General features: G+C 45.3%; 22 protein-coding genes. 10 read left to right on the top strand and 12 right to left on the bottom strand.

What is annotated here, in order from left to right:
• The first annotated feature begins 68 nt into the window (after positions 1 to 68).
• The gene (locus ABDW16_RS05165; protein WP_343668184.1) at positions 69 to 1190 is read left to right on the top strand and encodes a glycosyltransferase family 4 protein; all 1122 of its coding nucleotides are present in this window, start codon (positions 69 to 71) and stop codon (positions 1188 to 1190) included.
• Between the two features lie 112 nt (positions 1191 to 1302).
• On the opposite strand, the gene ABDW16_RS05160 is transcribed toward ABDW16_RS05165, so the two are convergent.
• From ABDW16_RS05160 to ABDW16_RS05145, 4 genes are all read right to left on the bottom strand, one after another.
• Positions 1303 to 2349: a glycosyltransferase gene (locus ABDW16_RS05160; RefSeq protein ID WP_343668182.1), complete on the bottom strand. Its 1047-nt coding sequence runs from the start codon at positions 2347 to 2349 to the stop codon at positions 1303 to 1305.
• Positions 2346 to 3290, bottom strand: a complete 945-nt coding sequence (locus ABDW16_RS05155) for a class I SAM-dependent methyltransferase (RefSeq protein WP_343668181.1) — start codon at positions 3288 to 3290, stop codon at positions 2346 to 2348. Before ABDW16_RS05155 ends, ABDW16_RS05160 begins: the two co-directional genes overlap by 4 nt.
• Positions 3291 to 3380: 90 nt before the next feature.
• On the bottom strand, positions 3381 to 4541 hold the full coding sequence (gene dnaJ / locus ABDW16_RS05150) for a molecular chaperone DnaJ (RefSeq protein ID WP_343668180.1): 1161 nt from the start codon (positions 4539 to 4541) through the stop codon (positions 3381 to 3383).
• A 66-nt stretch (positions 4542 to 4607) separates the two neighbouring features.
• Positions 4608 to 5165, bottom strand: a complete 558-nt coding sequence (locus tag ABDW16_RS05145; protein ID WP_343668178.1) for a nucleotide exchange factor GrpE — start codon at positions 5163 to 5165, stop codon at positions 4608 to 4610.
• A gap of 310 nt (positions 5166 to 5475) precedes the next feature.
• On the opposite strand from ABDW16_RS05145, the gene ABDW16_RS05140 reads away from it, so the two are divergent.
• Complete coding sequence (locus ABDW16_RS05140) at positions 5476 to 6648, top strand: class I SAM-dependent rRNA methyltransferase (protein WP_343668176.1); 1173 nt, start codon at positions 5476 to 5478, stop codon at positions 6646 to 6648.
• 48 nt (positions 6649 to 6696) lie between these two features.
• On the opposite strand, the gene ABDW16_RS05135 is transcribed toward ABDW16_RS05140, so the two are convergent.
• The 4 genes from ABDW16_RS05135 to ABDW16_RS05120 all read right to left on the bottom strand — a co-directional run bounded on the left by ABDW16_RS05135 (position 6697) and on the right by ABDW16_RS05120 (position 13724).
• Positions 6697 to 7050: a T9SS type A sorting domain-containing protein gene (locus ABDW16_RS05135; protein ID WP_343668175.1), complete on the bottom strand. Its 354-nt coding sequence runs from the start codon at positions 7048 to 7050 to the stop codon at positions 6697 to 6699.
• 213 nt (positions 7051 to 7263) lie between these two features.
• Complete coding sequence (locus ABDW16_RS05130) at positions 7264 to 7734, bottom strand: redoxin domain-containing protein (RefSeq protein ID WP_343668174.1); 471 nt, start codon at positions 7732 to 7734, stop codon at positions 7264 to 7266.
• A 49-nt stretch (positions 7735 to 7783) separates the two neighbouring features.
• Positions 7784 to 8815 carry a PorP/SprF family type IX secretion system membrane protein gene (locus tag ABDW16_RS05125; protein WP_343668173.1) on the bottom strand — a complete coding sequence of 344 codons (1032 nt, stop codon included), beginning with the start codon at positions 8813 to 8815 and terminating at the stop codon, positions 7784 to 7786.
• 37 nt (positions 8816 to 8852) lie between these two features.
• Positions 8853 to 13724, bottom strand: coding sequence for a PKD domain-containing protein (locus tag ABDW16_RS05120; protein WP_343668171.1), 4872 nt, complete (start codon positions 13722 to 13724; stop codon positions 8853 to 8855).
• A gap of 246 nt (positions 13725 to 13970) precedes the next feature.
• Between ABDW16_RS05120 and ABDW16_RS05115 the strand changes: the two genes are divergently transcribed.
• Positions 13971 to 14597, top strand: a complete 627-nt coding sequence (locus tag ABDW16_RS05115; protein ID WP_343668169.1) for a rhodanese-like domain-containing protein — start codon at positions 13971 to 13973, stop codon at positions 14595 to 14597.
• A gap of 127 nt (positions 14598 to 14724) precedes the next feature.
• Here the strand turns inward: ABDW16_RS05115 and ABDW16_RS05110 are convergent, their stop codons facing one another.
• A complete protein-coding gene (locus ABDW16_RS05110) occupies positions 14725 to 16233 on the bottom strand; it encodes a carboxypeptidase M32 (RefSeq protein WP_343668167.1) in 1509 nt (502 codons plus the stop codon).
• 50 nt (positions 16234 to 16283) lie between these two features.
• Between ABDW16_RS05110 and ABDW16_RS05105 the strand changes: the two genes are divergently transcribed.
• From ABDW16_RS05105 to ABDW16_RS05085, 5 genes are all read left to right on the top strand, one after another.
• Positions 16284 to 17378: a Nif3-like dinuclear metal center hexameric protein gene (locus tag ABDW16_RS05105; protein WP_343668165.1), complete on the top strand. Its 1095-nt coding sequence runs from the start codon at positions 16284 to 16286 to the stop codon at positions 17376 to 17378.
• 9 nt (positions 17379 to 17387) lie between these two features.
• Positions 17388 to 18143 carry a C4-type zinc ribbon domain-containing protein gene (locus ABDW16_RS05100; protein WP_343668164.1) on the top strand — a complete coding sequence of 252 codons (756 nt, stop codon included), beginning with the start codon at positions 17388 to 17390 and terminating at the stop codon, positions 18141 to 18143.
• Positions 18144 to 18268: 125 nt separating this feature from the next.
• The gene (locus ABDW16_RS05095) at positions 18269 to 19756 is read left to right on the top strand and encodes a hypothetical protein (RefSeq protein ID WP_343668163.1); all 1488 of its coding nucleotides are present in this window, start codon (positions 18269 to 18271) and stop codon (positions 19754 to 19756) included.
• A 62-nt stretch (positions 19757 to 19818) separates the two neighbouring features.
• Entirely contained in the window at positions 19819 to 21468 is a 1650-nt protein-coding gene (gene recN, locus ABDW16_RS05090) for a DNA repair protein RecN (protein WP_343668161.1), read from the top strand.
• Between the two features lie 156 nt (positions 21469 to 21624).
• Positions 21625 to 22437, top strand: coding sequence for an SDR family oxidoreductase (locus ABDW16_RS05085; RefSeq protein WP_343668160.1), 813 nt, complete (start codon positions 21625 to 21627; stop codon positions 22435 to 22437).
• Between the two features lie 238 nt (positions 22438 to 22675).
• Here ABDW16_RS05085 and ABDW16_RS05080 read toward each other — a convergent pair whose 3' ends face one another.
• The gene (locus ABDW16_RS05080; protein WP_012794455.1) at positions 22676 to 22897 is read right to left on the bottom strand and encodes a DUF2795 domain-containing protein; all 222 of its coding nucleotides are present in this window, start codon (positions 22895 to 22897) and stop codon (positions 22676 to 22678) included.
• Positions 22898 to 22997: 100 nt separating this feature from the next.
• On the opposite strand from ABDW16_RS05080, the gene ABDW16_RS05075 reads away from it, so the two are divergent.
• A complete protein-coding gene (locus tag ABDW16_RS05075; protein WP_343668159.1) occupies positions 22998 to 23648 on the top strand; it encodes an ABC transporter ATP-binding protein in 651 nt (216 codons plus the stop codon).
• Between the two features lie 11 nt (positions 23649 to 23659).
• The gene (locus tag ABDW16_RS05070) at positions 23660 to 24223 is read left to right on the top strand and encodes a cob(I)yrinic acid a,c-diamide adenosyltransferase (RefSeq protein ID WP_343668158.1); all 564 of its coding nucleotides are present in this window, start codon (positions 23660 to 23662) and stop codon (positions 24221 to 24223) included.
• Here the strand turns inward: ABDW16_RS05070 and ABDW16_RS05065 are convergent.
• Together ABDW16_RS05065 and gatC are read right to left on the bottom strand one after the other, a co-directional pair.
• Positions 24220 to 24933: an ABC transporter ATP-binding protein gene (locus ABDW16_RS05065; protein ID WP_343668156.1), complete on the bottom strand. Its 714-nt coding sequence runs from the start codon at positions 24931 to 24933 to the stop codon at positions 24220 to 24222. The two genes, ABDW16_RS05070 and ABDW16_RS05065, sit on opposite strands and share 4 nt — an antisense overlap.
• Positions 24934 to 24988: 55 nt before the next feature.
• Positions 24989 to 25279, bottom strand: coding sequence for an Asp-tRNA(Asn)/Glu-tRNA(Gln) amidotransferase subunit GatC (gatC, locus tag ABDW16_RS05060; RefSeq protein ID WP_343668154.1), 291 nt, complete (start codon positions 25277 to 25279; stop codon positions 24989 to 24991).
• Positions 25280 to 25417 lie beyond the last annotated feature (138 nt).

Below are 25417 nucleotides of genomic sequence, written 5' to 3'. Positions count from 1 at the left end.
GTTATGTGCATCTAACCTTCTAGAAATGCAACCTATTGTGGAATCGAACTAAAAAAATTTGGAAACCTATGCATAGCAAGTCAGTTAGGATTCTTGAACTAAACTTCGAGCGTGGATGGCGTGGTGGAGAGCGGCAGACTATGTATACCATGTCCGGATTCAGAGATGCGGGCCTTAATGTAGAACTGCTTTGTAGAAAAAACTACCCGCTGGAAAAGAAGGCAAATGAAAAGGGTTTTAAAACGCAATCATTTGCAAATATTTTTGGCGCACTTTTCTTCCTGATCTTCAAGGGAAACCGTTATGATGTACTTCATGCGCAATCTTCCCATATCCTGACTTATGCTATTCTTTCCAAGCCCTTCCACAGGGCAAAGATCATTTTCACCCGTCGCGTGGATTTTGTTCCCCACGGCAAAATGACCTTGTTCAAATATAAACTTACTGACCAGGTCGTTGCTATCAGCAACGCGATCAAACGTATATTGACAGATTTTGGTGCTAAAGATGTGCGTCTTATATCCAGCGCCATTATGGCTAAAAAGCTGGATAAAGCCCGGGCAGAGGAAATCTTAAGAGATGCAGGCGTCAACCCGGAGTTACACCTGATCGGTACCACTGCTGCGCTCGTACAACACAAAGATCCACTCACTATGATCGAAGCTATCCGTGAGCTGGCTACTGTGCGTCGTGACTTTGTATTTCTGCACTTTGGAAAAGGAGAACTGGAACAACAAATGCGTGATAAAATTGCGGAATACGGACTAGAAGATGTATACAAACTGATGGGTTTTTATGAAAATGTAGAGGATATTTTCTCTGTGCTGGATATCTTTACTATGAGCTCGGAACAGGAGGGATTGGGTAGTAGTGTGTTGGATGCTTTTATGTATAGGGTGCCGGTTGTTTCTACTAATGCAGGTGGCTTGTCGGACCTGGTACAGGGTGGGAGAGCTGTTTCCTGCGAAATCCATCAACCTGAACAGCTGGCTGCAGGAATACAGTCGCTACTGGAAGAGCCTTTAAAGAGAGAGTCAGTGGCCAGACGCGCATTTGCATATACAACTGAAAGACATAGCCTCACTTGTATTACCCGTTCTTACTTAGAACTCCTGCATGAAATGGGAACCCGGATTGATCTGAATGTTGTTGAAAAAATAGCACCGAAAATGCAGACAACGCAAGCATAAATATTCATCTCAATACAGTCATGTAATCTTAGTTCATCTCAATGCAATCTACGCAGATATAATTTCTCTCAATGCAGTTACGCAAGCATAATTTTATTCATCTCAATACAATCTACCCATGCATCAGCTGTTTCGCTAATGAATATACCATCTGCCCAATTGCCCGATGATTATACTTTGTACAAACAGCCTCGTAAGCACCTTGCGCCAGTTTCTTTCTCAGCACTACATCCTCTTTTAATAACAAAATCTTCTCAGCAATTGCCTCCGGTGTATTTACTGTCAACAAAATATCCTTTCCATCTTCAAACACTTCCTTAATAGCAGGCGATGCTTTACTAATAATTGCCTTCTCCAGAGCAGCATAATGAAATATCTTATTAGGTATCACCAGGTCCGCCTTCAAAGTCTCCCCAAATATCCCTAAACAGATATCAAAATTATTCATCTCCCCAGCCAGTTGATCATAAGCCACCCAACCAGGTAAACTAATATTATTCAATTGATATTGCGCTACCAGCTGCTGTATTACTTTATACTCAAATCCATTTCCAATCAACCTGAAATGAATGTCTGCATAGTCTTTTAACACATTAGCGGCTTCCACGATCATACGGGTGCCCTGCAAAGGAATAAAACCACCATAAAACCCAACTACAAACGTTGCACTACCAGGTAATGAAGGCGCCGGCGGAAATTCATCTGTATTTACCCCTACAGGTACTACATGCAGTTTCCTGAATGGAATGTTGAAAGTTCTGTGATAATAATCCCGATGCCCCGCTGTATCGCAAATAACAAGGTCCGCTATACTCATAGACACCTTATCTTTCAGGTAGTTCTTCAATGCTCTCGGAGAATACCTGTTCACCTTCTTATAGTCAAATACCTTAGACAGATAACGGGAAATAAGTGGATCAAATAATATAGGTTTGCCGGATAGGATTTTCACCATCGCTACATCCTGGTGTGTAAAAGCAGGCAGAAAAATGACATCTGCATCCCTGCACGCTTTGCGCAGGGCTGCAAAGTTCCATTTGCTCTTTTCCTTGTAATTGTAAAAAGAAAGGGATACAGCAGGAATGGTACGTAATCCATCCAGGATAATTTTCGTACGGTTATAATCCGGCTCGAAATCTCCAGCTACCAATATTCTCATTTGGTGATCTTGTAACATTTTCTAATCAGCTTCTGCTGAAAATCAAACGGCATTGTCTGTCCGGTAATATCCTTAATGGCACTCGCCTGTATCTGTTCCGTATCCAGCTGGAATTTACGATAGTTATTACTAAAGTACACCACACCACCGGGCTTGATAGCATGCAATACTTTGTTCAGAATAGAAACATGATCCCGCTGGATATCCAGAAATTCCTTCATACGCTTACTATTGGAAAAAGTAGGGGGATCCAGTACTACCAAATCAAAATAATCAGCAGGCAGGGTATCCAGGTATTGCAATACATCAGCATGCACAAACTGGAAATTCCCTTTCAGATCATTGAGTTGCATATTCTCTTCCGCCCATGCCAGATAGGTTTTAGACAAATCTACAGACACTACTTCACTGGCACCGCCGGCAGCTGCATACACAGAGAACGAACCTGTATAGCAAAAGAGGTTCAACACTTTCATGTCCTTAGCGCTATCACGAACCATCCCCCTGGTAATGCGGTGATCCAGGAAAAGCCCTGTATCCAGGTAATCAGAAAGGTTCACCTTGAATTTGAGTCCGGCTTCATGCACCACTACTTCATGGCTTTCAAAAGAAAGCTTCTCATACTGTTCCTGTCTGCTGGCTTTTCGTTGTCTTTGCTTTACCCAGATCTTGTTCAGTGGCACATCCAGTACTTTGCCTACTACTTCCAGTGAGCTATCCAGCCACGCTTCATGGGTTTCCTCGTCCATACCATGCGGGCGGTTATATTCAGCCACATAGATGTGGTCGTCATAGCGGTCAATACTGAATGGAAATTCATTGATATCGTCATCATACACCCTGAAGCAGGTGATGTTCTGGCGGCGGGCCATTTTACCAATATGACGGTAAACCTTTACCAGCCGGTTTTCTAGCATTTGTAATTTGGAAGGATCGAACATGGGGAGTAAAATTATGGCTAAAAAGCGAAAAATCCGTTGACCGCATAGTGGTCAACGGATTTTTCGGGCCGGATAAATCACGGCTATAGCTTAGCTAAAAATATCTCTTACTTTTTCAAAGAAGCCTTTCTCAGACTTTTCCGGCTTTGGCTGGAAGTTGTCTGAACTCTGCACCTTTTCCAGGAAGGACTTCTCTTCGCTGTTCACCTGCTGCGGTGTCCATACATTCACATGGATCAGCTGATCACCTTTTTCATAAGAATTCACGGAAGGGAAACCTTTGCCTTTCAGTCTGAAGATCTTCCCGGATTGTGTTCCTGCAGGGATTTTGATCTTTGCCTTCCCGTCGATTGTCGGCACCTCTACCGAAGTACCAAATACCGCATCGGGGAAGGAGATGTACAGGTCATAGGCTACATTCAGCCCATCCCGCTGCAGTTCCGGATGTGGTTCCTCTTCTATGAGGATCAGCAGATCTCCGGGAGCACCGCCTCTTTCGCCGGCATTCCCCTTACCGCTCATGCTCAGCTGCATACCTTCCTGAACACCTGCTGGTATGTCGATGCTTACCATTTCTTCTCCATACATACGGCCTTCGCCTTTACAGTGGCCGCACTTGCTGGTAATGATCTGGCCTTCACCATGACAGGTTGGACAGGTGGCTACTGTCTGCATCTGACCCAGGAAAGTCTGGGTTACTTTCCTTACCTGACCGGAACCATGACAGGTATTACAGGTCTGGAAAGCATTTTTATCTTTCGCACCCAATCCGCCACAATGCTGACAGGGTACATGTTTTTTAACCTTGATCTTTTTATTGGCACCTTTGGCGATCTCTTCATAGGTCATGCGGATCTTAATACGGAGATTGGAGCCACGTGTACCTCTGCCACGCCTGCCACCACCGCCGCCGCCACGGTTACCACCAAAGAAACTGCCGAAGATATCGTCTCCGAAAATGTCTCCAAAGTTGGAGAAGATATCATCCATGTTCATGTTACCGCCACCGTAACCACCACGGTTACCCATACCTGCGTGACCAAAACGGTCATACTGGGCACGTTTATCCGCATCGCTCAATACCTCGTAGGCCTCAGCTGCCTCCTTGAATTTTTCTTCTGCTTCCTTATTGTTGGGATTGCGGTCAGGATGGTACTGCATAGCTACCTTACGGTATGCTTTTTTAATTTCATCCTGGGAGGCAGACTTAGCGACGCCCAGTATTTCGTAATAATCTCTTTTGGTAGACATATATCGCACTAAAGCCGGCATTGCGCCGGCATGGTTAAAGAAAAACTATTCTGTCAGAAAGTCACTTTATTTCCCTACTACAACCCTGGCATGACGGATCAATTTGTCATTCAGCATGTAGCCTTTTTGCAGCTCATCCAGTACTTTCCCCTTCAGTTCCTCTGTGGGTGCAGGAATTTCTGTGATAGCGTCGTGAAGATCCGCATTAAATTCGGTATGCAAATTCTCCATAGGTTTCAGGCCTTTGGCTTGTAGTGTTGATTTCAGTTTATTAAAAACCAGCATAACGCCTTCTTTAATGGCATTAATGTCAGTGGTGTTTTCCAGCTGTTTGGCCGCCCGGTCACTGTCATCCAGCACGTCCAGCAGGGCGATGATTGTTTCCTTGTTGGCAGTCTGCATCAACTCGATCCTTTCTTTGGCACTGCGCTTTCTGAAGTTATCAAACTCAGCAACCAGACGAAGATACTTGTCTTTCATCTCATCCAGCTCCTGTTGTTTCTTGTCGAATTCGCTTTCATCCGCCAAGGCATCGTTAAGGTGGGTAGTGCCGGCCATGTTCTCATCTGCATTAATATCTGGCATGCCTTTACCGTTTTCGGTGTCCTGTCCGTTTGTCTGCATATGGTAGTGTTTTCGTTTATTAATTGTAAATTTACAAAGGTACGTCAGACAATTTACTTGCCAAGCGTTGAAATGCCGCCAAAATGACAAACACTAACCCCAAAGGTGCCATTTTGCAAGTTGAGCCCGTTTTATAATATTCCAGGTCCACGTTGTCTTCGACGCTTCTTCGATACTTCTTCGATACTCGTTCTATACTTGTTGGATACTTCTTCTATACTCTTTCTATACTGCTAGTTCGCCGCTAGTTCGCTGCTTCGATACTTATAATCCCCCTTTTCTTTACCTTTGCGCCTTCGAACTATTGATAATGACCAAAGTTTTTTTAAAGAAAAAAATACAGAATCGCGTACTACAAGGACATCCATGGATTTTCGGAAATGAAGTCGGAGAAATCCAGGGACCGGTAGATGCAGGGGATATTGTAGACGTATTCACACATCAGGGCTTCTTTCTGGGCAGGGGATACATCAACCCCCAATCTCAGATCCTGGTTCGCCTGCTGACCCGTGACAAAGAAGAGACGATCGATGCAGAATTCTTTTACCGCCGTCTGCTCAAGGCATGGAAATACCGCCAGCAACTGGGTTATGTAGAAAACTGCCGGCTGGTATTTGGGGAAGCTGACGAAATGCCGGCGCTTGTCATAGATAAGTTCAATGATTACTTCGTATTGCAGACCCTGGCACTGGGTATGGATAAGTGGAAGGGCGCTATTGTAGATGCCCTGAACAGGATTTTCTCTCCTAAAGGAATTTATGAAAGAAACGATGTGCCGGTGAGGGAACTGGAAGGTATGCAACAGCAAAAAGGTTTCCTGAGTGCACCTTTTGATACGAACATCATCCTGAATGAGAATGGATTAAAATTCCATGTGGATATCGAAAATGGTCAGAAAACCGGCTATTTCCTGGATCAGCAGGATAACCGCAGGGCAATACAACATATTGTAAAAGATGCCGATGTGCTGGAAGCCTTCTGTTACACAGGTACTTTCTCCTGCCACGCAGGGCACTATGGCGCAAAGAGCGTATTAGGCCTGGATATTTCCGAGCATGCGGTAAATACAGCACGCAGAAACGCCCAGCTGAATAACCTCGAAGATAAATGTAAGTTTCAGGCTGTCAATGCATTTGATGTGCTGAAACAGTGGACAAGGGAAGAAAAGAAATTTGATGTGGTGATTCTGGATCCGCCAGCCTTTACCAAGAGCCGTGAGAACATCCAGAAGGCAATTACCGGTTATAAAGAAATCAACCTGCGGGGAATGAAGTTGCTGAAACCAGGTGGGTTCCTGGTAACAGCGTCCTGCACCAACCTGGTGCCACCATCTATGTTCCTGGAAATCATTGATATGGCTGCCAAAGATGCCAAGAAGAAACTGAGACAGGTCACCTTCCAGACACAGGCACAGGATCACCCGATTTTATGGAATATCGAGAATACAACGTATCTGAAGTTCTTAATCGTAGAAGTACAATAAATAAAAAAGGCTGTCGTAAGACAGCCTTTTTTAATATAATATCTTTCACTACTTGACGACATTGAACTTCCCCGACTCTATCAGGTTTCCCTGCCTATCCCTCAACTGGAAAATATATAACCCGCTATAATAGTTGTCCAGCTCCACTGTAGTCTTACTGCTCACATTCCTTACCTGGTCTACCATCTTTCCGAGAAAATTGAATACAATAAGATCATAAACCTGCTCGTTATTATGCTGTAATTCAAAATTAATTCTCGAGGATGCCGGGTTAGGGTACAACTTCACAATTTTACTCCCTCCATCAGTGCCTGATGAAGCAGGTTTATACGTCTGCGCCTTAGAAACTAAGGTCGTCAGGAGTATAAGGCATGTAAGTAAAAGAGTAAAGGTTTTCAACATACCCGTAAAGATAAAGATTTTTTCGAATATCTATAATTTTTCGTTCTAAAATAGCAGGGCGGCACAATAAAAATTATCTTTCATATTAGATAATAAATTATTACATCGAGACCCGTTTTTACAAATCTTTCTACTGTAAAAATAACAAATGGCAGGCCAAAAAGGAAGCACTGCCATTAGTTTTTGAAAAAAATTAACGCTTTTTGGCAGCTTTTATTGCAAATCAGCCAGTGTTTTCTTAATTGCTTCAAAATCAGGTAGATCGCCGGCAGACTCCAGTACCTGTGCATATTTCACAATACCTTCCTTATCTACTACGAAAGCCGCTCTCTTGGATACCCCTTTCAGGTCCAGTACAAATGTGTCATAATATGCACCATAAGCCTGAGATGCTTCCTTATTGAAGTCAGACAGCAATGGGAAGTTCAGGTGCTGCTCTGCCTTAAATTTACCCAGTGTGAACGGAGTATCTACAGAAATACCTACTACCGCAGTATTCAAACTGTTATATGTAGCCAGGCTATCCCTTACACTGCACAGTTCTGCTGTACATACACTGGTAAATGCCAATGGAAAGAAAAGGATGACCAGGTTTTGTCCTTTGAAATCTTCCAGGTTTACTTTATTCTTCTCAGTGTCATACAGAGAAAATGCTGGTGCTTTTGTGCCGATTGCAATGCTCATTGTTATATTTTTTTAGACGGGCAAATATAGTAAAGGATTAATAAGGGAATTAAAATCTTGGACAATGCACTGCATCCAAAGTACTGTTCCGGCTGTTCAGGAACCCTTTGAATACCAATGCCAGTTCAAACCCTCCAAAACTCTGGCTCGCCGTCTTCAGTTTTGAAATATTACAGTCGTATGTCATACTAATCTCGTACTTGTCCATATCCAGGCGCATGGTAGGGATGATGGCATCTCCCCAGCGCACAAACAAACCGCCATATATTCCCCTGGTACTTTCCAGCCCCTCGTTGTATAACATATACCCTAAAATCGCGCCACCATTATACTCTGCATATGCTCCCTCATGAATCTGGTTGTATTGTGCTATCAGCTTCAGCCTGTCTTCCATCGGAATGGTAATACCTGCGTTGAATGTATACTTTGGATCCATCACAATACTGTTGTCTTTATAAAAGGAAACCCGGGGACGGGTAAAGTGAAACAACGCCGCTCCTATATAATAATTAATGTCTTCACCGATCGTACTGTTGAAACTAATACCTGCACCAGCATCCCAGTAACCATATCCACGAAGCGCCAGTCTGCCTTCTTCACCACTGGCAATTGTAGGGTCATAGCGCCCACTGGTATACTGGTTATTGAAAGTCAGCTTGGTAGCATCGAACTGCCTTTGCACAAATCCCCCCATGAAACCCACCGAGAGAAACATGTTCTTCACTTCACTCAGCGATTTATGATAGTTAATCGCCGGCAGAATCTGTACGGCCTGTAACCTGGCTGTACCCGCCCTGTCATAAGTGAACTGTGCACCAGTTGTGAGGAAGTCCTCCCCACGGCCTACCGGAAATTTCAGTTCTCCACTCACAGCCCCGGTCTGGTAGGGAATGGTCACACTATTCCACTGGTTCCTGTACACCGCCTGTACCCGGTAGTCTCCGTTAAAAATCCCTATCAGCGCAGGGTTGCGCAGAATGGGCGTTTCGTAAAATTGCGACAGGTGAATATCCTGTGCCATCAGTCTGGAGCCCAGACATAAACAAAGTGCCACAAACAGTTTTCTACAATTCCTTCTCATGCTTGGCAGATTTTAAAAAGAGTATGGTAATCGCTGTTTATCGTAACAGCATCACGTTACCTTTCAGGGTAAAGTCCTCATTTGTATCGCACACTACTTCTGCTACATATACAAACACATCCGGGTTTACAGGCACCCCTCTTACTTTTCCATCCCATCCGCTCGTAGGGTCTTCCACACTAAAGTTTGTCCTTTCAAATACCAGTTGTCCCCAACGGTTATATATTCTCCATGATTTTACAGTTTTAATACCACGACCCCTGATGTAGAATACATCATTCTGTCCATCATTGTTAGGCGTAAATGTATTTGGCAGCCAGGTATTGCCCGATTCACATACCATCTTGATCGTGATCTCATCCACCCCCTTACAGCCATACGCATTGGTAGCCGTTACTGTATAAGTAGTTGTGGTTTTAGGCGTGGCAGTAGGTTGCAGGCAATCTACACAATCCAGGTAGTTCACCGGCCACCATTCAATGTCTGTAATATCATCACTGCCTGTGGTAGGAATCAGGTAACTGGTGCCTGTAGCCAATGTGAGATCCGGACCTGCATTCACTACCGGCAGTGCATGTACGGTTACCAATGCAGTTGCCTGAGAAGTAAAGCAGGCATCCTTGCCATACCCTGTTACCGTATAAGTAGTAGTCGTATCCGGGAAAGCCATCGGGTTCTGACCCGAAGCATTGCTCAGACCTGTAGCAGGAGACCAGGAATAGGTAACTGCTCCGGAAGCATGCAGCTGTGCAGAACCACCTTTACAGATAAAAGTATCTGAAGCTGCTACCTGGAATGGCTGAGATACCATCACCGGTATATCTGCTTCCCGTGCACAACCTGCAGCGTTTTCCACTTTTACATGATAGGTAGTATCTATGTCAGGGCTCACTACCGGGCTTGCACTATGAATATCATTGATCTTATAATCTGTCCAGTTGATGGTCACATCGGCATCTGTATTGGCATTGAGTGTAATAGAAGCACCACGGCATATGCTGGCGCTCGCCGGGTTCGGATTCAGTGCTGGGTAATCTACTACACTCACCGTTCTGGTTGCCGTGCTGCTACAAATACCGCTGGCGGTAGAGATAGTTAATGTAATTACCTGGTCGCCTGCCTGGTTGAAGGTAGTAGCCGGTGGTGATTGTACTAAATAGTTTTGTCCCAGTATCTGCCAGCTCCATTTAGTATCCGGAATGTTCTTCGTTTCATGCCCCACTATCTGCACGGTAGCACCTGTACACAATGGGCCCAGTGTATCGATCACAGCTACTGGTTTGGGTTCTACAACAATTTGTTTTTGAATGGTGTTCACACAACCATAAGTACTGGTGGTAGTCAGCGTCACATTGTAAGTACCTGGTGCATCGTATATATAAGTAGGCGTCTGACCGGTGCCTACATCATCTGTTTTGGTAGTGACACCAAAATCCCATGCATAGGTCATATCCATGCCCAGTTCTGCAGATACGCTGGTAGATGAATCAGTGAAGAATACTGTTCCGCCATCACAAGCCTGGGTTACATCCGTACCAAAATTAGCAGTTACTTTATCAGCAATCACTTTGGAAGTACCATCTGCTGCCACACGACAACCTCTGTCATCTTCCAGCAACACCACCGGGTAGTACACACCTTCCTGTGGATAAGTATAAGATGGAGATGTAGGTGTAGTCGTAGTTGCGGAATGACCATCCCCAAAGTCCCAGATATATTTAATAGCAGCTGTAGAGGAGGCGCTCATACTCACCGTCAGTGGATAACAACCTGTTTCAGGTGTCACCGTGAAGCTACCCGTCGGGCCATCAATAGAAATATTTTTAGGTCCGGCCACCGCACTTGCACAACCACCCTGTGAATAAACAGTGAGGGTAATACCAAAAGTACCCGCCTTGATATAGTTGTGCAGCGGATCCTGTTCAGTAGAAGAACTGTTGTCACCAAAACTCCATGCTGAACTTACGTAGTCAGATGACAGGTTGGTAAACTGAATTTTTACTGGCGGACATACATCTGCCGCTACCGGTGGAAAGCTGAAGTCAGCTATCGGGTTAGGTACACGCAGGTAGTCGACAGTGGTAATCGTATCGCTACAACCAGTAGTGTTGGCAATGATCAGCGATACAGTATACTTGCCTGGCGTAGTATAAGTATGTCCAGGCGTTGCATCTGTGCTGGTAGTACCATCCCCAAAGTCCCACTGGTAAGTGAGTGGCGTCGTGATCGAAGAGTTAGAGAACTGGTAAGGTGTATTCAGACACGCAATGCTATCCGGACCACCAAATGCCGCAATCATATTTGCAATACGCACGGTGGCTGTATAACTGTCTTCACAACCGGTATTGTCTTTCACGGTAAGTGTTACAGGATAGTTGTTGATAGCTGTATAGGTATGCGTAATATTGGTAGGTGCGGTGGTGTACGTTTCCGGTGTGCTGCCATCTCCATAGTCCCATGTCCAGGATACAATGGTATTGCCTGCCCTGGTGGTAGATTGATCAGTAAAGCTCACCGGTACGTTCTTACACTGTTTGGTATCGATGCTGAAATTTGCATTGGCGCCATTTACTGAAATCGGAATCGTGTTGGACGTATGCAGACAGCCATAAACATCTGTCAGTACCAGGCTGGCAGTATAATCGCCGGGAGTAGGATATACATATCCGATAGGCCCTGGTGCAGGTGCACTGTAAGTATTACCATCGCCAAAGTTCCAGAGGTAGCTGGCGAAGTGGCTGGCGGTCACCGGATCCATCGAAAAATTCACCGTACCGTTTTTACAAATGGTGGTTACATCAGAATAGATCTTTGGTGTTTCGTCAATGATAGTGACAGTTGTTTTGTATACAGACTGACAGTTACCATTGTCTACAGTAAGTGTCACTGTATAAGTACCCCCTGCAGTATATACGTGTGTTGGGTTCTGAGCGGTAGAAGTGGTCCCATCACCAAAATCCCAGTTCCATAATTTAGTGGTGCTGGAACCGAAGTCAGACCTGTCGGTGAAAGAACGCTGATAGATGTTAGCACAATCCACGGTGCCTACTATAAATGCAGCAGATGGTGGATAGATGGTAATCAGATCAGTTTTGGTAAGTGTTTGCCGGCAACCATTATTGATTACCGTTAGAATCACAGTATGTGTACCAATACTTGTCCATACATAAGTTGGATTTTCCAGGGAAGAAGAACCATTACCGGTGGTGCCGGATTCTTCGAAAGTCCATTGCCAGCCAGTACCCGCAGGGGTAGATGTATTGGTGAAATGGAAAATAGTAGGCTGGCAACCGGTTGTCTGGTCTACTGTGAAATCTACATTTACCGGATCGCCTACTTCTACAGGAAAGGTAGCAGTTTGTGTACAACCACCCTGGGTGGTTATTGTTAAGGTCACGATAAAATCACCTTGTGTGGTGAAAGTATGTGTCGGTGCTTTTTGAGTGGAAGTGCTGCCATCACCAAAGTTCCATGCCCAGCTTACCACCGGATCGGCAGAAGCAACGATAGGAGTGAAGGCATCTACCAGCGGCACGCAACCATTGGGTGTACCATCGATACTTAGAATAGGTTTCTGTATAGTGACGGTGTTGTTCGCAGTTGCTGTACAACCTGCAGCATTGGTGGCTTGCAGTACCACTGTAAACGTGCCTTCGGAGTTGAAGGTATGTGTAGGATTTTGTAAAGTAGAAGTGCTGCCGTCACCGAAATTCCATGCCCAGCTGGTAGCTCCGGTGGTTACCCCTGTGAAGTTCACATTTGCAGGAACGCTACATGCAGTAGTCGGAGATGCTGTAACCGAGGCAGTTGGAATATCAGAAATGGTGAAGGTCTTTGTCACATTTGCCTGACAACCATCCTGTGTCAATGCCTGCAAAGTGACAGAATAGTTACCTACAGTATTAAAAGTCTTGACGGCGTCAATTGTATTTTGCACATCGCCATCACTAAACGTCCAGGTGGCGGTTTGCGGAGCCGGCTGAGTAGTGTTGGTAAAATGAAGGGTAGTTCCTCTACAAAGGCTCTCTGCAATGGCAAAGTCTGCTGCGATAGTGGCAATCTGAATGTACTCCGTTTGTGTGAGCGTTTTAGTACACCCATCAGCGGAAGTGGCGGTTAGTGAAACGGTATATTTCCCCTCTGCTGTGTACGTATGAATGGGGTTCAGGTCACTGCTTGTGCTGCCGTCTCCAAAGTCCCATAGGTACGTAACTGCCGGGTTACCAGTTGTATTGATCGTCGTATTATTGGTAAAGTTCACAGTCAGGGGTGCTTTACAACTGCCTTGTGTATTGCTGGTAAACGCCGGGTTAGGGGTAGCATTTGCATGAATAATTTGTGAAGAGCTGTTGGTACAGCCATAACTGTTGGTCACGATAGTCGTAGCAGCATAGTCACCCCCTACTGTATAAGTATAGTTAGCCGTGCTTCCCGAAGTCCCGTTACCATCCCCGAAGTCCCAGTTGATACTGCTGATCGTACCATCACCAGCGGTAGATTGATCTGTAAAATTAACCGGCAGGGGTGTACAACCACTGGTTACATCAGTGGTAAATTGTGCTGTCGGTTTTTTGTATACATTTACAGTATGGGTAGCGGTACCTTTAGTACCATCTGCAAACGTAACTGTAAGAGTTACAGTGTATGTACCAGGTTTAGTAAAGGATCGGGTAGGATTCCAAAGGGTCGATTTGGCGCCTCCATCCCCGAAGTCCCAGGAAGCAGTGCCTCCTGTAGTTGACTGATTAATGAATTGTACATAGGCAGTCCCACATCCCGTAAAGTTATCAGCAGTAAATGCTGCCGTGTTTTGTGCCTGGACTCTAAAGGCAGAGAGCAGGATCATCACACATGTATATGCAACAGCATAGCAGGTGCGGACATGAAGGCTTAGGCGTTGGTGTTTCATTCTCCGGATATGGCTAATGTCGTTTCGGCTCGACAATAGCATAGGTTATAAAAATTAAAGATTCAATTTTATAACGTTAAACCGGTATAGGTGTAACGTTAATTTAACGTAAACAAATTATTAATGGTTCAGAGTAGAAAAGAAAATCACACAAAAGTTATTCCATCTATACCTGTTGGCACAAGCTCAACAATATACAGCAAATTTACGATGTGTAAGTATATTATATGCATTTTCATTTTATGTGTGAGTACAGCTGTATATGCCCAAAATAACAATGTGGTAAAACCTGATGTATTTCAGACTGGAATTAAACAATCGGGCGTTCAGGTATTTGATGTGCGTACCCTGGCAGAGTATAGCAGCGGGCACCTGCCGCATGCCCTGCAAGCTGACTTTACACATGATGAAGAATTTAATGAGAGAATAAAATACTTGAATAAGGAGCAGCCAGTGTATGTGTATTGCCTGAGTGGTGGCCGTAGTGCTGCGGCAGCAAAGCGCATGCGTGAGGATGGATTCAAAAATGTAGTGGAACTGGAAGGAGGGCTGAATGCCTGGAAACAGGCGGGTCTCGAAGTGGAAGGAGGCGCAAATACGCCGCAGCTTACACTAATTGACTTTACAGGCAAGATTGCTGATGGAGATGTACTGATCGATGTAGGTGCTGATTGGTGCCCTCCCTGTAAAAAGATGGAGCCAGTGGTAGCTGCATTTTTAAAAGCCAATCCAACTGTAAAGCTGTTGAAAGTAGATGCCAGCAAGGATACTAACGTCATTAAAACGCTGGGTGCTACTGCCTTACCTACATTTATCCTTTACAAAGAGGGGAAAGAAGTCTGGAGAAAAACAGGCGTCGTTGAATTAAACTAACGTCATCTATGGCAAGCCGAGGCCAATTAAATTTATTTTGCTATTAGCTGGACCTTATCCCTATACCAGCAAGCCATTATCCAAACAAAAAAGCTTTTGCAATCTGCAAAAGCTTTTTTGTTTTTTACTATACATTGTAAATGTGATGGTATTTTTCTGTGGCGTAATCCAGGAAATACTTAAACACCAATGGTTCTCCTGTTACCTTTGCACACAATTCATTACTGGTATAATACCTGCCATGGTGATGAATCTCATCCCGTAACCAGGTGAGTAGCTGGCGATAATCTCCTTTGGTAATCTGCGCTATCAACCCCGGTATCTGTTTTTGTGCAGCGTTGAAAAACTGTGCAGCATAAAAACTACCCAATGAATAGGTGGGGAAGTAACCGAAACTGCCATGCGACCAGTGAATATCCTGCAGTACTCCCTGATTATCATCAGGTACGTGTACGTGCAGGTATTCCCGGTAGTACCTATTCCAGACTTCATTCAGGTCTTTGGTAGAATAGGTTCCATCCAGCAATCCCTTTTCAATTTCATACCTGATCATCACATGGAAGTGATAAGTCAGCTCATCTGCTTCTGTACGGATCAGGGACGGCTTTACCTGGTTGATGGCTTTATAGAAATCATCCAGCGCTACCTGTTGCAGGTTGTCAGGAAAGCGTGCCTGCAAAGCTGCATAGTGGTGCTGCCAGAAAGGAAGGCTACGGCCTACATTGTTTTCCCACAGTCTTGACTGGGATTCATGGATACCTAAACTCGCCGCTTCGCCGGATGGTAACCCATATCCATCTACGGGCAGTCCCTGTTCATACAGGGCATGGCCGCCTTCGTGGATACAGCTCCAGGTCATATTGCCAAAATCCTTTTCATCAATGCGGGTAGTGACCCTTACATCCTGTGGATTGAAGCTGGTAGTAAACGGATGTTCTGAAATATCCTGTCTGCCGGCGTTCATATCATACCCCATGGCTTTCAGGAGTTCAATACCAAACTCCCACTGTGCATTCCTGTCGTAATGCAGGTGCAGGAAATCTTTATTGACCTGTGGTTTGGATTCGATGTTCTTTAACAAAGGAGCCAGTGCAGCCTTCACATCAGCAAAGATGGTATCCAGCATAGCGGTATTCGCGCCTTTTTCATATTCGTTTAGCAAGGCATTGTAGGGATGCCCGTTATACCCAAGTATGTCTGCCTCCTGTTTTTTGAGTGCGACCATTTTCGCCAGCACAGGTTCGAATACGCTGTAGTCATTCGCTTTCCTGGCTTTGATCCATGCATGATAGCATTCGTTGGTCGTGGTAGACAGTTCGGCTACGAAACTGGCAGGGTATTTTTTATTCTTTTGATAGTCCTCCAGGGAGAGGGCGATATTTTTGGTAGCGATGATGTCCAGATCCTGCCGGGTATGCAGGGTCGTCAATAATTCGCCCAGCTGATTATCAGTAAATAGCTCATGGGCCAGGGTACTGAGGGTAGTAATCTGTTGCCCGCGAAAGGCAGCACCTTTTTCGGGCAGGTAAGTTTCCTGGTCCCATCCCAACACAGCAATAGCATTGCGTATATCGGCGATCTGCTGCATTTTCGTTTTGTAAGAAGCGTACAATTCTCCCGGGGATTGTGTCGTCATGCCAGTTAGTTTTTTGCAATTTTAAATAATTCCCATCATATTTGCTTGTCATGAAAATCAAAGATATCACAGCGGCTATTGCCGCATTTGCACCATTACAATACCAGGAAAGCTATGACAATGCCGGCTTACTGTTCGGCAGTGGCGACTGGAAAGTGAGGGGGGTACTGCTCTCCCTGGATACGACAGAAGCGGTGGTAGACGAAGCGATCAGCAGGGGGTGTAACCTGATTGTGGCGCATCATCCTATTGTATTTGGCGGTTTGAAGAAGATCAATGGTAATAATTATGTAGAACGGGTAGCTATTAAAGCTATCAAGCATGACATCGCTATATATGCAGCCCATACCAACCTGGATAATGTGAGAAATGGGGTGTGCGAAATGATGGGGCAGCGGCTGAGCCTGAAAAATACCAGGGTATTGGCCCCTAAAAAGGAATTATTAAGGAAATTATACACCTTTGTACCGCATGAATCTGCCGAAAATGTCAGGTCTGCATTATTTGCAGCTGGTGCCGGACATATTGGCGCATATAGTGAATGTAGCTTTAATGCGGCAGGAGAGGGAACTTTTAAAGCCGGAGCGGGCACCCAGCCTTATGTTGGGGAGATCGGCAACCGTCATTTGGAAGCAGAAACGAAACTGGAGGTTATTTTTCCCTTATATTTGGAACAATATGTGATCAAGGCGTTATTAGCCAGTCATCCTTATGAAGAAGTGGCCTACGACGTGGTGAAACTGGAAAATGAGTATGCACAGGTAGGATCTGGTCTCATAGGGGAGCTGGAAGCGCCGATGGACGAGATGGCATTTTTGAAGTTCGTGAAGCAGCAGTTCGATACCGGTTGCGTTCGGTATACCCCGCTTAGGGGAAAGCCCATAAAACGGGTGGCGCTGTGCGGTGGGGCCGGAAGTTTCCTCTTAAAAAGGGCAATTGGCGCTGGAGCCGATGCATATATTTCGGCAGACTTTAAATACCATGAGTTTTTTGATGCTGAAAATCAAATAGTTATAGCGGATGTTGGACATTTCGAGAGCGAGCAGTTTACGGTTGACTTATTTTTTCATATATTGACTGAAAAATTTCCTAATTTTGCGCCTCTTAAATCTACCATTCGAACAAACCCGGTAAATTATTTATAAACACATTACATGGCTACTGTAAATAAAGATTACTCCGTAGAGGAAAAATTGGTGTCTGTACTTAGACTACAGAAGATGGACTCCAGACTGGACGAGATCCAGGTGTTGAAGGGGGAGTTGCCGATGGAAGTTAAAGATCTGGAAGACGAGATCGAAGGGTTAAACACACGTCTGGCCCATGTGGAAGACGAAATCCGTGGCATTCAGGACTTCATATCCAACAAGAAAGCAGCGATCAAGGAATCAGAAGCCCTGATTAAGAAATACGAGAAGCAACAGGATAACGTAAAGAATAACCGTGAATTCGAAGCTATCACCAAGGAACTGGAAATGCAGTCCCTGGAAATCAAGCTGGCTGAGAAACACATTCGCGATGCAAATGACGAGGTAAAGGACAAGAGCCGTACCCTGGAATCTGCAAAGAGAACGATTGCTGAAAAGGAAGCGAACCTGAAACACAAGAAAGGAGAGCTGGAAAAGATCATCAGTGAAACTGAAAAAGAAGAGAAAGCTTTCTACAAACAGAGCGAAGAAGCACGTGCAAAAGTAGAGCCTCGCCTGCTGGCAGCTTACGAAAAAATCCGTAAGAACTACCGTAACGGTCTGGCTGTAGCTACTGTAGTGCGTGACTCCTGCGGTGGTTGCTTTAACGCTATTCCTCCTCAGCGTCAGGCAGAAATCCGTCAGCGCAAGAAGATCATCATTTGCGAGCATTGCGGTCGCGTGCTGGTAGACAATGATCTGGAAGCAACAGTTACTATTTAATTAGTATAAGTCCAGGAATAATTTTGAAAAGGGTTGTATCGTTTATGGTACAACCTTTTTTCATTGCAGGCGTTTTTGGTTTGGAATTTGACGTAAAGCCGGCAGTTGTAAATATATTTGTTTCCATGCGTACCGTATTCCTGTTGGGATTATTTCTCGCCCTTTTTTCCCCTGCTGTAGCCAGGCAAAAAGTATATGACTTTAATCCCCGCTGCCAGCAAGCCTATGATGCCATTATGCAATTGAAGGTCACCACAGGTACCGCCCTGCTGGAGGCCGAAAAGAAAGAGCATCCCGATAACCTGATACCTTACTTTCTCGAAAACTATATCGACTTTTTCAACCTTTTTTTCAACGAAGATCCTGCTGTATATGCTAAACGAAAGGACCTTCGGGATCAGCGACTGGATATGATGGCTTCGGGTCCGGAGAATAGTCCTTACTACCTGTATACCCAGGCAGCCATTCGTTTTCAGTGGGCTATGATCCGCATCAAGTTCAGCGAAAAGTGGGATGCCGTGTGGGAAATCCGGAAAGCATTTGTACAGTTCAAAGACAACCAGCGCAGGTTTCCGCAGTTCCAGCCAAACACTATGATGATTGGCGCTTTGCAGGCCGTATTCGGTACCATCCCCGAAGGCTATCGCTGGATTTCCAATATCCTGGGCATGAAAGGAAATATTCGTGAAGGTATGCGCCAGGTACATCAGTCGGCAGAAAGTAATAATGACGTAGCGTTAATATTCCGGGCCGAAGCTTCTTATTACTTTTGCTACCTGAAACTGTTCATTGAAAATAAGCCGGACGATGTATGGGCATTCGTTCAGAAACATCAGCTGGACACAAAAAATAATTACCTCTTTGCCCTCATGGTGGCGAATATCGCTATGAACAACCAGAAAGCGGCACTAGGTATCAAAACACTCTCCGACAGAAGTGACAGTGGTGGGTACCTGGATATAAAATACAGCAATTACCTGCTCGGGGTTTTGAAGCTGGACAGGCAGGATGAAGATGCAAATGTGTACCTGCAGCGATTTACTGACAACTTCAGGGGCAAATTCTATCTCAAGGAATGCCTTCAGCGCTTGAGCTGGTACTATTACCTGCATGGCAATATGGATGCTGCCAATAAGTACCGGGCGCAGATTCTGACCCGGGGCAATACCGAAACCGATGCAGATAAGCAGGCACTTAAAGATGCAAAGAGTGGTAAATGGCCGGATGCAGTGCTGCTAAAGGCACGCCTGCTCAGTGACGGTGGTTTCTTCGGTGAAGCCCTGAAAATGTTGCAAACGAGAAAGGCGGCAGACTATGCCCGCATGGAAGATAAATTGGAATATGCCTATCGGCTGGGAAGAATTTACGATGAAATGGGTATGGATGATAGTGCCATTGCCATGTACGAAGTAACCGTAAAAGCAGGCGCGAACAGACCTGAATATTTTGCAGCCAGAGCATCCCTGCAAATGGGTTATATTTATGAAAAGAGAAATGACAGGGCGAAAGCACAACAATGTTATCAGACTTGTCTGGATATGAAGGGGCATGACTATAAAAACTCACTGGATCAGCGTGCAAAGGCCGGCATTCAGCGATTGAACGGAGGTTGAGGTAGTCGCTACGCAGATACAGTTCGTAATGTGAAATTTAATTTGCGGAATATTTTTCCCATATGCTACAAAAACTAACAATTAAGAACTACGCTATTATTGAACAGCTGGAAGTAGATTTTTCCGGGAACCTGAACGTGATCACGGGCGAAACAGGTGCAGGTAAATCTATTCTGCTGGGCGCATTGTCATTGATTCTTGGGGAGCGTGCAGATCCGGGGGTATTGCACAACAAGGATAATAAATGTGTGATAGAGGGGAATTTTAAGGTGAAGAAATCGCAGGTGGCAGCATTTTTCCAGCAGCATGAACTGGACCTCGAAGATCAGCTGATCATTCGTCGTGAGATCAGTACCGCTGGTAAATCCCGTGCATTCATCAATGATACCCCGGTGAACCTGTCCCAACTCCACGAACTGAGCCAGTACCTGGTAGACCTGCATCAGCAGTTCGATACCCTGGAACTGGAAAAGTCCGATTTTCAGCGCGAAGTACTGGATGCCCTGGTGAACCAACCGGCAGCCCTGCAGCAATACCAGCAGGGGTATGGCAGGTATATAGCTGTGCAGCGGGAACTCAGGCAGTTGCACGACATGCGCAACAATGCAAACAAGGAACTGGATTATAATAAATTTCTGCTGGATGAACTGGCAGAGGCCAGCTTTAAGGACAATGAAATAGAGGAGCTGGATGCAGAGTTGAAAGTACTCAGCCATGCGGAGGAAATCAGGAATACCCTGAGCAGGGCGTATTTCCAGTTAAAAGAAGATGAACAGCCTTTACTGCAGCAACTGAAGCAGATTCAATCGTCTGTACAGGGACTGGCTAATTTTCATAAAGAGGCGCCGGCAATTGCTGCACGCTTACAATCAGCCTATGTAGAGCTGCAGGATATAACCGGGGAGATCGGTCACATGAACGACCAGGTACAGACGGATGGCGCCAGGCTGGAACAGCTGAATGAACGTTTATCTCTCGGGTACCGGTTGATGAAAAAACATGCGGTGCAGAATACCTCCGGGTTGCTGAAGATCCAGGAAGAACTGACCGGCAAGGTAGAAGGCGTGCTAAACCTCGATGAGCAATTAGAAGGGTTAGAAAAGGAACTGGAAACCTTAACGGGTAAGTTACAAACACAGGCGGCAGGTATCACCGCTGCCCGTGAAAAGGCGGCAGGACCATTTGAAAAATCTGTAAATGCCTTGCTGGCACAGGTAGGTATGCCGAATGCAAGATTAAAGGCATCGATTGTAAAAGGTGCCCTGAACGCCTTTGGGCAGGATACCATTGAGTTTTTATTTGATGCAAATAAGAGCGGCAACTTTGCCCCTATCCGGAAGGTGGCGTCTGGTGGTGAACTGAGTAGGCTGATGCTGTGTATCAAATCGCTGGTAGCACAGTCAGTAGCATTGCCTACGTTGATTTTTGATGAGATAGATACAGGTATTTCTGGGGAGGCAGCCCGCCAGGTAAGCTTTATTATGGAAGGTATGGCCAAAGGGCATCAGATCATCTGTATCACACACCAGCCGCAGATTGCGGGCAAGGCCGACGCGCATTACTTTGTGTATAAAGATATGAGGTCAGGCAAGGTGCAAACGAATGTACGGTTGCTCACGCGGGAGGAAAGGATTAACCACATAGCACAGATGATGAGTGGGGAAAAGCCGACAGCGGCAGCGCTGGAGAATGCGCGGGAGTTGGTGAAGTAAGTGGAATAAGGGGGGCTCATGCTGCAAAATGGTTGTTGCTATCGGATAGCCAATCAAAAAGAAAAAAGCATTTTCCATGCTGCCGCAGGCCACTTTCAATTAATCTTTTTTTTTCAACTATAACGCCTATTTTTGCCCAAAATAATTATCAACCCAATGGCTTATAACTTATTAAAAGGAAAGAAGGGTATCATATTTGGTGCATTGGATGAAAATTCCATTGCCTGGGCTACCGCACTTCGCTGTGTGGAAGAGGGCGCTGAAATCGTACTGACAAATGCACCTATCGCTTTACGTATGGGGGAGATCAACAAGTTGGCAGAAATTACGAACGCCCCTGTAATACCAGCAGATGTGACCAACCTTGAAGACCTGAACAATCTGTTCACTAAATCCATGGAGCATTTTGGCGGTAAAATCGACTTCGTACTGCACTCTGTAGGTATGAGCCTCAACGTGCGTAAAGGAAAGCCTTATACTGACCTCGACTACGACTTCTCCCATAAAACTTTCGATATCTCAGCGATGTCTCTTCACCGTGTGTTGCAAACAGCTTACAAACTGGATGCACTGAATGAGTGGGCATCAGTAGTAGCACTCACTTACATCGCCGCACAGCGTGTATTTCCTGACTACAGCGAAATGGCCGATGCAAAAGCACTGCTTGAATCAGTAGCGCGCAGCTTCGGTTACCACTATGGTGTCAGCAAGAAAGTACGTATCAACACGATCTCTCAGTCACCTACCCGTACCACTGCCGGTAGCGGTGTGAAAGGTTTTGATGGTTTCATCAACTACGCTGAGAAAATGAGTCCATTGGGCAATGCAAGTGCAAAACAATGTGCTGATTATACAGTAACCCTGTTCTCTGACCTGACAAGAATGGTGACTATGCAGAACCTGTTCCATGACGGTGGTTTCTCATCTACCGGTGTAACAATGGACGTGATGCTGCAGATGGAAAAATAAGATCGTACAATCCAAAATAATTAGCCGTGAAAGTGAATATTAACTATTCATTTTCACGGCTTTCCATTTTCGGCAGGGGTATCCCACAAAAATATCATTTGCTTTAACTGGCGTGGGTTTGCGCCGATTTTTTCCGGAAGTTTTACACAAAAAAAGCCGGTCCTTCAGTGAAGGAGCGGCTTGAAATTTTTTAGCATAGGCAAATTTGCTGAGGCAACAATAATGGAATATCTATGCGCTAATATTCGTCTTCATTAAAGAAGAAATCATCCTGAGACGGATAATCAGACCAGATATCTTCTATTCCCTCATAAATTTCACCTTCGTCTTCCAGTTCCTGAAGATTCTCTATCACTTCAATCGGTGCACCGGAACGGATGGCGTAATCAATTAATTCGTCTTTAGTAGCTGGCCATGGAGCATCCTCCAGGTATGAAGCTAATTCTAAGGTCCAGTACATGTTATTGAAATTTTTACTGTCTTAAATTTTGGCAAAAGTATTATTTAATTTGAAATAAACAACTATTACTATCTTAACGGTGAATTACTTTTATTCAAGTATGCTGACCGCACGCAATCTTACCAAAAATTATTCCAACTTACCCGTTTTGAAGGGAGTGGATGTAACTGTGAACAAAGGGGAGATCGTTACCATAGTAGGATCTTCCGGAGCCGGGAAAAGCACCCTGCTGCACATTCTGGGTACCCTGGATACGCCTACCTCCGGGGAGGTATGGCTGAAGGACGTGAACCTGACAGCACTCAAAGGCAATGCACTGGCTGATTTCCGTAACCGGCACATGGGCTTTATTTTCCAGTTCCACCATCTTTTACCGGAATTTACCGCGATAGAAAATGTTTGTGTACCGGGTTTTATAGCCGGTCACAATAAAAACGAGGTCAAAAAGAGGGCCGCTTTTTTGCTGGAAACTTTGGGCCTTGCCGAGAGGATGGATCATAAACCCAACGAATTGTCGGGCGGGGAACAGCAAAGGGTGGCAGTAGCCAGGGCGCTGATCAATAACCCGGATATCGTGATGGCCGATGAGCCAACCGGTAACCTGGATTCGCACAATGCCCGGGAGCTACACCAGCTGTTTTTCCAGTTAAGGGACCAGTTTAAGCAAACGTTTATCATCGTTACCCACAATGAAGAGCTGGCGCCATTGAGTGACAGGCAGCTGGTCATGAAAGACGGGAAGATGCTCTAAAACCCCATCTTATGTCATTTAAGATTTACACCAAAACCGGCGACAAAGGACAGACCTCCCTGATAGGGGGGACTAAAGTATCCAAAAGCAGCCTGCGCATAGATGCGTATGGCACTGTAGACGAGCTCAATTCTTACATTGGCCTGGTGAGTGATCACCTTACCTTCGATGGAAATATGGTCGCTTTTATGCGCGAAATACAGGATCGTTTGTTTACCATCGGTGCTTCGCTGGCCTGTGATCCCGAAAAGGATATAAAAATGCGTATTCCGGACCTGTATGAAAAAGACGTGCAGGCCCTGGAAACCAGCATTGATACTATGAACGAAGAGCTGCCCGAAATGAAGTCCTTTATTCTGCCGGGAGGGCATGTGGCGGTTTCTACGACACATGTGGCCCGTTGTGTATGCCGCAGGGCAGAACGGTTATGTGTGGGATTGCAGGAAAACGAGGAATTTATAGCACCATTGGTGCTACAATATCTGAACCGGCTGAGCGATCATCTTTTCGTATTGACAAGATGGATAGGTCACCGGTTGAAGGTGGAGGAGATTAAGTGGACGCCGAGGGTTTAGGCTTTTACCAATACACTTTCTTCTACAGTCCTGTCTGACTCGATCAGGCCATCCCTGAGGCGGATAATTCTCTTAGCGTGAGCGGCGATGTCTTCTTCGTGGGTGACGAGTACAACCGTATTGCCGGAGGCATGAATCTGCCCGAAAATCTCCATGATTTCCACAGAGGTTTTGGTATCAAGGTTACCAGTAGGCTCATCCGCCAGGATCAGGGAGGGATCATTTACCAGGGCGCGGGCAATAGCCACACGCTGGCACTGACCACCGGAGAGCTCGTTGGGTTTATGTTTGTAGCGCTGGCCCAGCCCTACTTTTTCCAGCATATATATGGCTTTTTCCTCTCTTTCCTTTTTGCCGATACCTGCATAGATCAGTGGCACAGCCACGTTTTCATAGGCAGTGAGGCGGGGCATAAGGTTAAACTGCTGGAATACGAAGCCTATTTCTTTGTTCCGCACCCTGGCCAGGTCGTCATCTTCCATCGTGCTCACATCATGGCCATTCAGAATATATTTTCCGCTGGTAGGGGTATCCAATGCCCCCAGCATATTCATGAGCGTAGACTTTCCGGAGCCGGAAGGCCCCATGAGGGCTACATATTCATTTTTTAAAATGTCCATATTAATACCTTTCAGCACAGGCAATTCATTGGCTCCAATGAAATAGCTTTTACGGATTTCTTCTAAATGGATGACGGATTGTGGGCGCATACGCAAACAGTATTAAAAACAAGGTGAATGCCTTTCTGCAGGTCTGGTATAAGGATTACTTTTTGATCACTTTAGGAACTTTAAAGTATTGATCATTAGCAGCAGGTGCGTTTTGTAAGCCTTCTTCCCTGGAAATGGAAGCAACAACTTTATCCTCCCGGTACACATTACGGTCGGCAGTCATGTGCAATAATGGCTTGACCTCGGTGGTGTCCAGTTCATTCAGTTTTTCCACGAAGGTGATCATTCTCTGAAGATCTCCCTGGATGGATGTTTTTTCCGCCGGGGTAAATTCAAGTCTTGCCAGGTCTGCTAACTGATCTACCAGTTGTTCGTTCACTTCCATAAGTCAAATTAGATGAAAAGATAATAAAATATTTATTAAACCGGCGTTAAAGTTACTAAATACTGAAGAGAGTATTGCTATCGGTCACTTTAAGCCGGCCGCAGGTCCATTCCCACCTCGAAAAATGCGATTCCCGGG

This window comes from Chitinophaga sp. (genome assembly GCF_039596135.1).
In the GTDB taxonomy this organism is placed as follows: Bacteria; Bacteroidota; Bacteroidia; order Chitinophagales; family Chitinophagaceae; genus Chitinophaga.
This window is presented reverse-complemented; position numbering and strand designations above follow the sequence as displayed.

Excerpts from the sequence above, each read along its gene's own strand:
- ABDW16_RS05065 (WP_343668156.1), bottom strand. The coding sequence starts at position 24,933 with ATGCGCCCACAATCCGTCATCCATTTAGAAGAAATCCGTAAAAGCTAT.
- ABDW16_RS05145 (WP_343668178.1), bottom strand. The coding sequence starts at position 5,165 with ATGCAGACAAACGGACAGGACACCGAAAACGGTAAAGGCATGCCAGAT.
- ABDW16_RS05075 (WP_343668159.1), top strand. The coding sequence starts at position 22,998 with ATGCTGACCGCACGCAATCTTACCAAAAATTATTCCAACTTACCCGTT.
- gatC (WP_343668154.1), bottom strand. The coding sequence starts at position 25,279 with ATGGAAGTGAACGAACAACTGGTAGATCAGTTAGCAGACCTGGCAAGA.
- ABDW16_RS05165 (WP_343668184.1), top strand. The coding sequence starts at position 69 with ATGCATAGCAAGTCAGTTAGGATTCTTGAACTAAACTTCGAGCGTGGA.
- ABDW16_RS05070 (WP_343668158.1), top strand. The coding sequence starts at position 23,660 with ATGTCATTTAAGATTTACACCAAAACCGGCGACAAAGGACAGACCTCC.
- ABDW16_RS05135 (WP_343668175.1), bottom strand. The coding sequence starts at position 7,050 with ATGTTGAAAACCTTTACTCTTTTACTTACATGCCTTATACTCCTGACG.
- dnaJ (WP_343668180.1), bottom strand. The coding sequence starts at position 4,541 with ATGTCTACCAAAAGAGATTATTACGAAATACTGGGCGTCGCTAAGTCT.
- ABDW16_RS05125 (WP_343668173.1), bottom strand. The coding sequence starts at position 8,815 with ATGAGAAGGAATTGTAGAAAACTGTTTGTGGCACTTTGTTTATGTCTG.
- ABDW16_RS05095 (WP_343668163.1), top strand. The coding sequence starts at position 18,269 with ATGCGTACCGTATTCCTGTTGGGATTATTTCTCGCCCTTTTTTCCCCT.
- ABDW16_RS05085 (WP_343668160.1), top strand. The coding sequence starts at position 21,625 with ATGGCTTATAACTTATTAAAAGGAAAGAAGGGTATCATATTTGGTGCA.
- ABDW16_RS05120 (WP_343668171.1), bottom strand. The coding sequence starts at position 13,724 with ATGAAACACCAACGCCTAAGCCTTCATGTCCGCACCTGCTATGCTGTT.
- ABDW16_RS05080 (WP_012794455.1), bottom strand. The coding sequence starts at position 22,897 with ATGTACTGGACCTTAGAATTAGCTTCATACCTGGAGGATGCTCCATGG.
- ABDW16_RS05140 (WP_343668176.1), top strand. The coding sequence starts at position 5,476 with ATGACCAAAGTTTTTTTAAAGAAAAAAATACAGAATCGCGTACTACAA.
- ABDW16_RS05130 (WP_343668174.1), bottom strand. The coding sequence starts at position 7,734 with ATGAGCATTGCAATCGGCACAAAAGCACCAGCATTTTCTCTGTATGAC.
- ABDW16_RS05160 (WP_343668182.1), bottom strand. The coding sequence starts at position 2,349 with ATGAGAATATTGGTAGCTGGAGATTTCGAGCCGGATTATAACCGTACG.
- recN (WP_343668161.1), top strand. The coding sequence starts at position 19,819 with ATGCTACAAAAACTAACAATTAAGAACTACGCTATTATTGAACAGCTG.
- ABDW16_RS05100 (WP_343668164.1), top strand. The coding sequence starts at position 17,388 with ATGGCTACTGTAAATAAAGATTACTCCGTAGAGGAAAAATTGGTGTCT.
- ABDW16_RS05155 (WP_343668181.1), bottom strand. The coding sequence starts at position 3,290 with ATGTTCGATCCTTCCAAATTACAAATGCTAGAAAACCGGCTGGTAAAG.
- ABDW16_RS05105 (WP_343668165.1), top strand. The coding sequence starts at position 16,284 with ATGAAAATCAAAGATATCACAGCGGCTATTGCCGCATTTGCACCATTA.
- ABDW16_RS05110 (WP_343668167.1), bottom strand. The coding sequence starts at position 16,233 with ATGACGACACAATCCCCGGGAGAATTGTACGCTTCTTACAAAACGAAA.